Origin of the sequence: Winogradskyella sp. PE311, from assembly GCF_046545555.1 — a bacterium.
Classification (GTDB): Bacteria; Bacteroidota; Bacteroidia; order Flavobacteriales; family Flavobacteriaceae; genus Winogradskyella.
Genome location: NZ_JBHZTH010000005.1, coordinates 195,382 through 207,532, shown reverse-complemented (window position 1 = coordinate 207,532; position 12,151 = coordinate 195,382). Strand labels below are relative to the sequence as shown.

The following is a 12,151-nucleotide window of genomic DNA, read 5'->3' as shown; positions in this document are numbered from 1 at the left end:
AAAATTTTAAATTTGCATCCGCTTTAAAAGCGAATAGTTCTTTAAAAAACTGCGAAAGTAGCTCAGGGGTAGAGCATCACCTTGCCAAGGTGGAGGTCGTGGGTTCAAATCCCATCTTTCGCTCTATTCATTAAATATACCAATTTGATTGCATTGCTGTAATCAGGATGCTGAAGTGGTGGAATTGGTAGACACGTTGGACTTAAAATCCAATGTCCATTAGGACGTACGGGTTCAAGTCCCGTCTTCAGTACAGATGAAAAGTCGAAACGAAAGTTTCGACTTTTTTGGTTTAAAAATATACGAAAAGCGAGCATACAAGCATATTTTTTAAATCCAAAAAGCAATCCAAGCTATTGGATTGACTTTTCGCAACATTTTAATATGGGGCTGGACGAAGTCAATTACTTTTAACTATTTGTATTCAAACTCATTTTTAATCACATTTTAAAATTAAAAAAGCGATTCATTTTTTTTGTATCGATATGTCTCGACTGTTTAAGAAATTCTATAGTCTAGTCAACATCTTAATTTGTATTAGATTAAAATTTATTTTAGTTACATTTAACTCTCAAATTGTTTGGTTAAAAATTTCAGGTCAAAAAGTCTAAATTGGCAGTGTAATTTTCTTCACCTTAGAAGTAAATAAGTCGCTTTTAATTCTTTTTAAACCCAATAAGCCAAGCATTTAAATTAGTTTAGCAGAAATTAACGCAACCAATTATGAAAAAAGCCTTTTGTTTAATTTTAATCATTTGTCCAATGTTACTAATTGCTCAAAAAGTAGTTTTAGGAAAAGTGACGGATAAGGATCGAGTACCTTTAATTGGAGCATCTATTTTGGTAAAAGGAACAACAAATGGACAAGTTTCTAATAGCGATGGAGAGTTTTCTATTAGAGTAGAGGCTACTCCGGCAACTCTTATAGTTAGTTATTTAGGGTTTGTCTCACGAGAAATAGTAATTAATACGCAGACTTCAATTAATGTGGTTTTATTAGAAGATCAGGAAGCGTTAGATGAAGTGGTTGTGATTGGTTATGGAGAGGTTAATAAAAAAGACTTAACAGGAGCTGTATCTTCTGTCAAGAAAAAAGAGGATTTGGTATCTCAGTCTAATACTGTAGAAGAACTTTTGCAAGGTCGTGCAGCTGGAGTATTAGTGCGAAGTGGGTTTGAGCCTGGAGCACCAAACAGCATTAGAATAAGAGGTTTAAATAGTTTAACAGGTAATACACAACCTCTATATGTTATAGATGGTATAATTGTAGATTCTGCAACAGAAGATACTTTAGATCCTTTAAGCAGTGGTAACAGTTATTTGTCACCACAAGGGGGTATTACCGGTTTAAGTCCGAGAGATATAGAAAGCATAGAAATTTTAAAAGATGCCTCTGCAACTGCTATATATGGTTCGCGAGGCGCAAATGGTGTCATTATAATTACCACTAAAAAAGGCGAGCCAGGTGAGGTTAAATTTAATTTTACATCTTCTGCAAGGATTGGAGTTGTTGCAAATAATATCGAAGTTTTAGGCACAAGAGATTATGTAGATTATCAAAATGATATAAGAGCTAATCAAGGGTTTAGTCCAAGATACTTCATTTATGGAGATGGGAGTATTGCTCAATTTCAAAATGATGAACAATTCATGTTAGATAATTCAGATACTATTGATAGAATCCAAGGTGTTAATTGGAGTGATGATACTTATGAAACGTCAGTAACAAAGAAATTCCGTATTACGACCTCAGGTGGAGGTGATAAAATGAATTACTATGTTTCTACAGGCTATCTGAAAAATGAAGGTATTATTCCACGAGCGGTCGCTAAAAATGCAGATTTTAACGTAAAATTAATTAATGATTTTTCTAGTAAAATTAAACTTACATCTAAGTTTGCAACACAGTTTACAAATAACTTTGCATCGAAAGGTACAGAAAATCTTGGTGGTGTAAGTAATAGTTTGGTGAGACAAATAGTATCTGGAGCACCAATTATTGGACAAGAAGATAATTTTGAAGGAGACGAATTTAATATCAGTCTAGACGGCCCTCGAGCATGGGTATCTGATTACGATGACGAATCAAAAGAAACACGCTTATTAGCCTCATTAATTTTAGATTATAAATTATCTAAAGCTCTTACTTACAGACTTGCAGTTGGGGCAGATTACAGAATCAAAGAAAGACAAGTTTGGTATGGTACTGCATTAAGACGAGGTGCTTTAGTCAATGGAGAAGCTGGTTTAAGTAATTTAGATCGCTTTAGGTATAATGTAGATAATACATTACTATTTAAACATAGGTTTAATAAAGATCATAGAATTAATGGTACTATTGGTTTTGTAATTGACCATAGAAGAACTGAATTTAAAACAAGATCAGCTACTGATTTTGCAGATCAAAGCTTAAGAGCAGACGGTATAGATACAGGATCCAATCAGCAGCCGGAATTTTTATTTAATGAAGAGGAAGCTTTATTATCTTACCTAGGACGGCTTAATTATACACTAAAAAATAAATATTTATTTACAGCAACCTTTCGAGCAGACGGTAGTTCTAAATTTAGAGACGATAATCGTTGGGGTTATTTTCCAGCTTTTGCATTTGCATGGAAACTGCAAGAAGAAAAGTTTCTTAAAGATTCAAAGTTTCTTTCTCAGGCTAAGTTGAGGTTGGGTTGGGGTTTAACAGGCAACCAAGCAATAGATCCCTACAGTACAATTAGACGCTTTAATGTGGCATTAACACCGTATTCTGATGCTAATGGTATTCCGCTAGAAACCTTACTTCCTCAGAATCTTAATAATGTATCGTTAAAATGGGAAACCACCAGCCAATATAATGCTGGTTTAGATTTTGGCTTGGTAGATGATAGAGTTACAGGTTCTGTTGATGTATATTATAAAAAAATAGATGATTTATTATTAAATGCACAAATTGCTCCTTCTAATGGATTCGATGATGCTTTTGTAAATCGTGGTGAGTTGTTTAATAAAGGTATCGAGTTGGCTATAAATGCCGATATAGTTGATAATGATAAATTTAGATGGAATGTGTTTGGTAATATAGCATTTAATAGAAATGAGGTAGGCGATATTGGATTTTCACCAAGTCAATTTGGTGCTAACATATATAGTGCTTATTTAGGCCAACAGATTTCTGGCGGTAATTTCTTTAAAACTGAAGCAAATATATTTATAGAAGGAGAAGCGCCTGGTTTGTTTTATGGTTATGCTACCAATGGTATTGTATCTAATCAAGATGATTTAAATAATGCACCAAGTTTTAACGGAACACCCGCACAATTAGGTGATGTTTATTTAGTAGATCAAAATGGTGATGGTGTAATTAACAACAATGACTTAACTATAATAGGTGATCCTAATCCTGACTTTAATTTTGGCTTTGGTACAAGTTTTACATATAAGAACTTTTCATTAAGTGCACTTTTTAATGGTGTTTATGGTAATGATATTGCTAACGGTAATTTGTTAAGAGAAGCTTACGCAGATAATGGATCTACTAATGTAAGACCAGAAGCATATTTTAATGCATGGTCTCCAGCAAATCCTTCAGGTACTTTTCCAAGAGTAGGTTACGACTTAGCAGATGAGACAGGTTTTACCGATCGTATTATAGAAGATGGAAGTTTTATAAGACTTTCTAATGTGACTTTAGGTTACAATATTCCATTTAAGGAAGACGCATTCGTTGAGAATGCATACATCTCTTTTTCAGGACAAAACTTGTTATTGTTTACAAATTATAGTGGATTTGATCCAGAAGCAGACAGCTTTACATTCGATCCTAGTAGAGTTGGTGTCGATTGGAATTCCTTTCCAAATCAACGAACATATACACTTGCCTTAAACTTGACATTTTAAAAATTATATTATGAAAAAATACATAAAACTAATCCTAATTATATGTGTAGCTTCTTTTATTCGATGTAACGATTATTTAGAAGAGGAAGTCGACACCTTTGTAGAAGAAGAAGCTGTTTTTTCTACGCAAAATGGAATAGAGTCCGCAATAAATGGCTTGTACCAAAGTTATGCCAGTCCTGGTTATCATGGCACAGCAATTCATACATTTATAGCGCCTGTCTCTGGTAAATTCTTTTCTAATCAAGGCGCTAGTTTAGATGCTACAAGTTTAAATACATTACCTAACAATACGTGGTTAACACGCATGTGGCCTCAGATGTACAGCACAATTAATTTATCTAATATTATAATTTCTAATTTAGAAGATTCAACACTACCCAATAAAGATCGTGCTTTAGGTGATGCTTATTTTATTAGAGCAGCGACTTACTTTGATTTGGTGCGCTATTTTGGAGGTGTACCTTTAAAGACTACACCATCAACAATTAACGATTTAAATACTCCACGAAGTACAAAACAAGATATTTATGATTTGATAATTTCAGATTTTGAAAAAGCAAAATTAATGCTTCCTAATCCTGGAGAATTTTTATCTGATAGACCAGTAAAAACTGCGGCTAATATGTTTTTAGCCAAAGTTTATATGACCATAGCAGGAGAAACTAATAACACGGTTATGTGGCAATCTGCTTACGATGAGGCTATAGCAGTTTTTGGTCAGTATAGCTTAGTACCACTATTTTCAGATTTATACGATCCAACTAATGAAAACACTTCTGAAGCAATATTTGAAATACAATACGGAGCTAATGGATCTGTAAGAAACTCAGATATAATAAGATCATATACGTTACAAGATTTTTATAATTATCCGACTTTCGGCCGTGTGCGACCTAACAAAGAAGTTTATGAGCAACATGTAGATCAATATCCTGGAGATCCCAGAATTGATGCTACATTTTTATTCGATTCTTACACAAGAGTAGATGGTTCTGTACAAAATATATATCCAATTCAAGTTAATGGTACTAACGGGTACACAGGTCTAAAAAAATATTTAGAACCCGGTTTTAATGGATCTACTACCGATAGAAATATGATGAAGTTGAGGTATGCAGATTTACTTTTAATGTTGGCAGAAATAGAAAACGAACTCAATGGGCCAGGTAATGCCTACCAATATGTTAACGAAGTTTTAGCGCGAGCAAGAAATACTGCTAACGGACCTGTAATTGAACCTGCAGATTGGTCTGGTATGGATCAAGATATGTTTAGAACACGTATTTTACGAGAACGCCAATATGAGCTTCTTGGCGAAAACCATGAGTGGTTTGATACAAGACGAAGAGGTTACGAATTTTTCTTAGAAGAGGTTATTGAGACACACAATAATTTTCCTAATCTTGGAAATAGAGACCTTATATATCCGGTATCTGTAAAGAATATGCTACTTCCAATTCCTTCAACAGAATTGTCTAATAATACAGAGATATCTCAGGCAGATCAAAATCCTGGATACTAGTTTAATAAGTTTAGAAGTTATTTTGCAAACTATAATAGTGATCATATAAATGAGAGATTTATTTTTTTTTAAGCAACGTAGGAGAACTTTAGGAGTAATTTTAAAACTAACTTGTATTGTAACAATTATATCTTGTAAAGAAGCAAATTATAAAACTGAATATAATAAACCTCAAAAGCCAAATATTATATATATTATGGCAGATGATTTAACCACACAAGCCATCAGTGCTTATGGTGGTATTTATAGCGACTTAGCTCCAACACCAAATATCGATAGGATTGCGAAGGAAGGCATGTTGTTTCAAGATGTGTTGTGTACTAATGCTATTTGTGGACCATCCAGAGCTGCAATATTAACAGGTAACTATAGTAATCTTAATCGGTATTACAAAAATGAAAGTGGAGGAAAATTTGATGAAACGCAGTGGACATTTCCACAAGAATTTCAGAAGAATGGATATCAAACCTCACTCTTCGGAAAGTGGCATTTAGGAACAGAGCCTAAAGGTTTTGATGTCTTTAAATATCACAATTCAGCTGGTCAACAAGGGCATTACTGGAACCCTACATATAATATTAATGGAAAAGACACCAAGTTAAAAGGCTATTCAACAAACTTAAGCACAGATTTTGCAATGGATTGGTTACAGAACGGGCGTAATCAAGATGATCCATTTATGATGGTTTTGCAATATAAAGCACCACACAGACCATGGCAACCAGATACTAAATATGAAGAATTATGGGACGATGTTGAGTTTCCTTACCCTTCAACTTTTAATGATGATTATAAAGGACGTGAATTAACAGCAGGCGACACGGAAATGACAATGGAGTATTTTTCGCGTCGAGACATGAAGTTTGAAGAACCAACTGATTTAAAAGGGAAAGAAAAAATTAAATGGGCTTTTTACGGAGCAAAACCAGGTGAGATAGTACAACCAGAAGGAATGACGACTGAAGAAGGTAGAAAATGGAGATACCAAACTTATATTAAAGATTACTTAGCCTGTGTGAAATCCGTAGATGATAATATTGGACGCGTATTAAACTATTTAGATAAAAATAGTCTAACAGATAATACAATTATTGTTTTAACCTCAGACCAAGGATTTTATTTAGGAGATCATGGATTTTTTGATAAGCGTTTTATTTATGAAGAATCCATTAGAATGCCTTTTATGGTAAAATACCCAAACTTGATTAAGCCAGGTACTGTAAATGAAGATATTATTACAAACATTGATTTTGCGCCAACGCTATTAGATTTAGCAAATATAAGTACGGATCAGCAAATGCAAGGCAAAAGCTTTAAACCTATCCTAAAAGGAGAAACACCTGAAGATTGGGATCAAGCTATGTACTACCATTATTACGAGTTTCCATATTGGCATCATGTACAGCCGCATTATGGTATAAGAACTCAAAAATACACATTGGCACATTTCTATTATAATATTGATGTTTGGGAGTTATACGACTTAGAAAAAGACCCTGAACAAATGAATAATATTATCGATAACCCGTCATATACAAGTATTATATCAGGTCTGAAAGCACAATTGAAAAAACTAATGAAAAAATCTGGTAATGATAAATCTCTAGCAGATTTCAGAATGATAACTGATACAGACTTTGGATCAATAGTTGATAAAAAGGATGATGAGACCTCTTTACAAGATGTTTTAACAGGTAAAAGCGAATAAAAGTTATATGAAGAAAGTACTATATATATTAGGTTTTGTTGCCATCGTTGTTCTAGTAGCGTGCAATGCACAGCAATCTGTAAGCAAAATAGAGCCAGAAAAAGGTGATGCACAAGTGCAGAATTCAAAGAAGAATATACTTTTTATAGCTGTAGATGATTTAAAACCGTTGTTATCTAATTATGGTGAGTCACAAATGCATACACCAAACTTTGATAGGTTAGCAAAAATGGGAATGACTTTTACAAACGCACATGTACAATATGCGGTTTGTGGGCCTTCTCGAGCAAGCGTTATGACAGGTGCAAATCCAGATAAAACTAAGGTATGGGATTTACACACGGATTTTAGAGAATCGTCTAACTTAATTTCAATGCCAGAGTATTTAACCACGCAAGGTTACGAAACAACTGCTGTAGGTAAGATTTATCACAAAGGAAGTTCAGCAAAGGGGCATGATGGTAAAAGTTGGAGTATGCCGCATCAATTACCAGATGATTTTGATCCTATTACTGGTGAACCTGCATTTTCTTATTACCAAGATTCTGAAACTAAAAAACAAATGACTGCATTGATTGAAGAAGCCAAAGCAAAAGGCATTAATCGTGGAGGTAAATTACGAAATTATGTATTTAAAAGATTAAAGCCTTCAACGGAAGGTTCTGATGTAAGTGATACAGCATACCAAGATGGACTCTACACGCAAACTGCATTAAAGCAATTAAGTGATTTAGAAAAATCAGGAAAGCCATGGTTTTTGGGTATTGGTTATCAAAAGCCGCATTTGCCTTTTGTAGCACCAAAAAAATATTGGGATTTGTATGACAGGGATAAAATTGAATTGGCTAAATTTCAGCAGCTCGCAGATGGAACACCAAAATTTGCATATCACTCATTTGGTGAGCTTAGGGCGTTTTCAGATATAGATAATGACTTAAGACAAGGTGATGTTTTACCAGAGGCTAAACAAAGAGAATTAATTCATGGGTATATGGCTTGTATCTCTTATATCGATGCACAATTAGGAATATTATTTGACGAATTAGAAAAACGAAATATCCTAGACGATACAGTTATTGTACTTTGGGGAGACCATGGATGGCATTTAGGAGATCATACAGAATGGTGTAAACATTCTAACTTTGAGCAAGCGACACGTATTCCTTTTATGTTTGCTGGTCCTGGTGTAGAAAAGAATCAAAATTCTCATCATCCTGTCAATTTAGTAGATTTATTTCCAACAGTTTTTGAATTGGCCAATGTGCCGCAATCATCCCAAACTGATGGTAAATCACTCTTACCCTTATTAGATGATGATACTTCAACTACTATTGATATGGATTATGCTTATCACCAATACAGGCGTAACAAAAAAATGGGTTATTCTATAAGAACAGATCGTTACCGTTATACAGAGTGGCACGATAATAATTATAGAAGCTACGATACCTATGACGCTAGTAATATAAAAGGTCGCGAATTATATGATTACGAGAAAGATCCGCTAGAAACAAGAAACTTAATTAAGGATTCAGAATATTTGATAGTTGCAAAAGAACTAAAAGCTAAACTCAAATCGCACTTAGTAGAATAAATAACAACAAATAAAAGGATTTCATTTTTGGCACACTTTCTGAATTAAAAAGGGTGGTAGAGTACTACAAGTCTAATGAAAAAGGACGTAATAAGATATAAAATCAAATGAAGTATATACTTTTTTTTCTAAGCCTATGTCAGTCTTTTGCGGCAATTGCCCAAGACAAGCCAAATATTTTAATAATACATACAGATGATTTAGGATACCACGATTTAAGCATTACTGGCTCGCAGCTTTATGACACAAATAATATCGATCAGCTTGCGAGAGAATCAATAACATTTACAAATGCATATAGTAGTTATCCGCGTTGTACCCCATCGCGTTATGGAATGATGACTGGTATGTACCCCATTAACGAAAACAAAGGGAATTTAGCAGAGATACCAGAAGAAAAGAACTTTATTAAACAGTTTCTTAATGCTGGTTATAACACATCTTACGTGGGTAAATGGCATTTGGGAGAAGGCAAAAGCAATCCAAATAATTTTGGGTTTAAACACACATATGCAGCAGGAAGAGCTGGGGGAATTGGATCAAGATTTTATCCTTTTAATATTAATAAAAGAAACGGGAAAAGGCATAAAGAACAAGTTGAAGATTTAGAAAAAGATGGTAAAGCGGGAGATTATGCGTCAGATATGCTGACAAATGCAACTATAGATTTTATTAAGAAAACTGATAGGGAACAACCATTTTTAGCAATTTTAGCGTATTATGCAGTGCATACTCCGATAGAAGCAAAACCTGAGGACGAATTGAGAAACAGGAGACAACTAAAAGCAATAGACTTTGGTGATACACCAGAATATATAAAAGAAGGAGAAGGTAGACGAAAAATGCGCCAAAATGATGCAGCTTATGCTGGCATGGTTGAGAATGTAGACGAAAATGTTGGTCGTTTATTAAAGACGTTAAGAGATTTGGATATTGATGAGAATACTATTATTATATTTTCTTCAGATCACGGCGGATTATCTAACGATGGAAATAAAAATGAACGGCATTTAGCAACAACCAATTTTCCTTTAAAAGCAGGTAAGGGACACTTATATGAAGGCGGAATTAGGGTGCCGCTATTTGTGAAGTGGAATAAAAAGTTAAAGCCAAGGGTAGATAAAAAATCTATTATAGTTGGTATGGATGTGTTTCCAACCTTATTAGAATTGGCTTTAGAACAAAAAGTGGAAGGTATCGATGGAGAAAGTTATGCTAAAGTTTTAGAAGGGGAAAAATCTTGGGAAAATAGAACGGTATATTGGATGTCTCGCAAGGCAAGACCGCACAGTACGGGTGACAGCAAAATGATTGTAATACGTTCAGGTGACTTTAAGTTAATTCAATATTTAGAAACAAAAGAGATAGAATTATACAACCTAAAGTTAGATATCTCTGAAGAAAATAACCTTGCACAAAATGAACCACAAAAAGCCAAACAGCTATTGGCTATGCTCAAAGATTGGAAAAAGGAGATGTTAGTTCCTGAGCGTTTAAATGTTGGTAGAAGAAATAAAGGCACAAAAAAAAGTAAGAAACAAGATTAAAAACGGAGTTTAAGCAAAAAACTTAAACACTAGGATTTAATTAATGGAAACCCCAGCGAAAGCATGAAAATAAAATTACTAATTTATAGCTTACTATTATCAATAACTTTCAGTTTCTCTCAGAATATCGCGGAAGGTGAGGATCTAATTAAGCAAAATCTCTTACCGTTTATTAACTCTAAAAATGAGTTTTCGAATATTAAAAAAAGTAAAGATAGCTTAGGTCTTACTCAGTATTTATTTGAAAGTAGTAAGGAACCTAAGTTTATATATAACTACGCAACAAAATTTCCTATTGAGAAAGGTAGCTATAAAAAAGGAACCGTTTTTTTACTGTCTTTTAAGGCTAAAACAGTATCAGCAAGTTTAGAAACAGGTGAAGCTAAAGCCTTATTTATTTTTAAGCAATTAAATAATTATAAAGGTAATATTGCTTATACGCAAAGTTTTTCTTCAGATTGGCAAACCTACTATTTGCCATTTCAAGCCCGACAAAATATTAAAAAAGAGGATTTAGGTATTGTAATGCAATACGGTTATCGGCCGCAATCTTTTATGATAAAGCATATAAAGTTTGAAGTTTTTAAAGAAGGTACAGCTCTAGAAAGCTTGCCAAAAACAGAAGTAACGTATATTGGTATGGAAGCGGATGCCGATTGGAGAAAAAGGGCAAATAAAAGAATTAATTCTATACGAAAAGGAAATTTTACAATTCAAATAAGTAAAGATGGTAAGCCTTTAGATAATAAAGTGGTTAGCATAAGACAGATTAATCATGCATTTCCGTTTGGTGCGAGAATCGCATCTAAAGATGTTGTTAATAATACAGTAGATTATAGAAACTTTAAAAAATTATTTAATAGTGTTGTTTTAGGTAATGACCTCAAAATAAAGAGTTGGAGCAGGGACGACAAACAGAAGCAAACATTGAAAGCTTTAGATATTTTAAAAGCAGATGGTTATCCAGTAAAAGGTCATGTGCTTATTTGGCCTGGATTTAATTATTTAACGAAAGATATTTTTAAAAATAAAGATAACCCTGAGAAGGTAACCAAAATTATAGAGTCTCATGTAGAAGATATTTTAGATGCGACCAAAGGTAAAGTGTCGCATTGGGATATCGTTAATGAAGCTTATACCAATAAAGATTTACAACATGTTACTGGTAGTGAAGAAATTCTTTACAATGGTTTTAGAACTATTGCTAAAAAACAACCAAATGTGAGACGTTTTACTAACGAATATGGCATTATAAGTAAAGGAGGTATCGATGTAAAAAAGCAAGAGTGGTATTATAATTTTATTAAACGTATTGACGAAAATACTGGTGGTTTAGTTCAAGGAATTGGCATACAGAGTCATATGGGAAGTGATCTTACGCCGCCAGAGCGTGTGTTAGAAATATTAACCTATTACGCAACACTTGGCAAGCAAATTAGTATATCAGAATTCACAATGGATATACGAGACGAAAAAGTAAGAGCACAATATACTAGAGATTTTATGATTGCAGCGTTTAGTCATCCTAATGTATCAGAATTTTTATTTTGGGGCAATACTGAAGATGGTAGGGGAAAGTCAGATATTTTTGCTGTTGAGAATTTACTAGGTGTAATGGGTGAAGCTTATTATGATCTTGTCTTTAAGAAGTGGATTACCAATATCAATGGTAAAACTTCTAAACAAGGTCTAATTGTTGGTCGCGGTTTTTACGGCACCTACGAGTATTCATTTGTTGATGCTAATGACAAAGTCGTCAAAGGTATTTTTGAAGTGAAGCCAAAAGAATTTGGGATTATAAAAATTGATTTATAAAGCAACGCACTCTTTATTAGTGGAAATATCTAAAAACAAGATCTTCTTAAAACTATTGTGAATAAACTGATATT

The 12,151-nt window shown here is 33.6% G+C and carries 6 protein-coding genes and 2 tRNA genes; all 8 read left to right on the top strand.

All coding sequences use genetic code 11. The annotated features are described in order from the left end of the window. The first annotated feature begins 51 nt into the window (after positions 1–51). The 8 genes from ACFWU4_RS14825 (at position 52) to ACFWU4_RS14790 (ending at position 12,077) form a co-directional block, all read left to right on the top strand. Positions 52–123, top strand: a tRNA-Gly gene (locus ACFWU4_RS14825). 46 nt (positions 124–169) lie between these two features. Next, positions 170–253: transfer RNA gene (locus ACFWU4_RS14820), tRNA-Leu, on the top strand. A 470-nt stretch (positions 254–723) separates the two neighbouring features. Beyond that, positions 724–3,888, top strand: a complete 3,165-nt coding sequence (locus ACFWU4_RS14815) for a SusC/RagA family TonB-linked outer membrane protein (RefSeq protein WP_411129270.1) — start codon at positions 724–726, stop codon at positions 3,886–3,888. Between the two features lie 10 nt (positions 3,889–3,898). Next, positions 3,899–5,413, top strand: a complete 1,515-nt coding sequence (locus ACFWU4_RS14810) for a RagB/SusD family nutrient uptake outer membrane protein (protein ID WP_411129268.1) — start codon at positions 3,899–3,901, stop codon at positions 5,411–5,413. A gap of 49 nt (positions 5,414–5,462) precedes the next feature. Beyond that, positions 5,463–7,121, top strand: coding sequence for a sulfatase (locus ACFWU4_RS14805; RefSeq protein WP_411129266.1), 1,659 nt, complete (start codon positions 5,463–5,465; stop codon positions 7,119–7,121). A gap of 7 nt (positions 7,122–7,128) precedes the next feature. Next, the gene (locus ACFWU4_RS14800) at positions 7,129–8,715 is read left to right on the top strand and encodes a sulfatase (RefSeq protein WP_411129264.1); all 1,587 of its coding nucleotides are present in this window, start codon (positions 7,129–7,131) and stop codon (positions 8,713–8,715) included. Between the two features lie 107 nt (positions 8,716–8,822). Then, positions 8,823–10,262 (top strand): sulfatase, encoded by a 1,440-nt coding sequence (locus ACFWU4_RS14795; RefSeq protein ID WP_411129262.1) that lies wholly within the window; start codon positions 8,823–8,825, stop codon positions 10,260–10,262. Between the two features lie 63 nt (positions 10,263–10,325). Next, positions 10,326–12,077 carry an endo-1,4-beta-xylanase gene (locus ACFWU4_RS14790; RefSeq protein WP_411129260.1) on the top strand — a complete coding sequence of 584 codons (1,752 nt, stop codon included), beginning with the start codon at positions 10,326–10,328 and terminating at the stop codon, positions 12,075–12,077. Positions 12,078–12,151: the final 74 nt, after the last annotated feature.

Excerpts from the sequence above, each read along its gene's own strand:
- ACFWU4_RS14815 (WP_411129270.1), top strand. The coding sequence starts at position 724 with ATGAAAAAAGCCTTTTGTTTAATTTTAATCATTTGTCCAATGTTACTA.
- ACFWU4_RS14810 (WP_411129268.1), top strand. The coding sequence starts at position 3,899 with ATGAAAAAATACATAAAACTAATCCTAATTATATGTGTAGCTTCTTTT.
- ACFWU4_RS14805 (WP_411129266.1), top strand. The coding sequence starts at position 5,463 with ATGAGAGATTTATTTTTTTTTAAGCAACGTAGGAGAACTTTAGGAGTA.
- ACFWU4_RS14800 (WP_411129264.1), top strand. The coding sequence starts at position 7,129 with ATGAAGAAAGTACTATATATATTAGGTTTTGTTGCCATCGTTGTTCTA.
- ACFWU4_RS14795 (WP_411129262.1), top strand. The coding sequence starts at position 8,823 with ATGAAGTATATACTTTTTTTTCTAAGCCTATGTCAGTCTTTTGCGGCA.
- ACFWU4_RS14790 (WP_411129260.1), top strand. The coding sequence starts at position 10,326 with ATGAAAATAAAATTACTAATTTATAGCTTACTATTATCAATAACTTTC.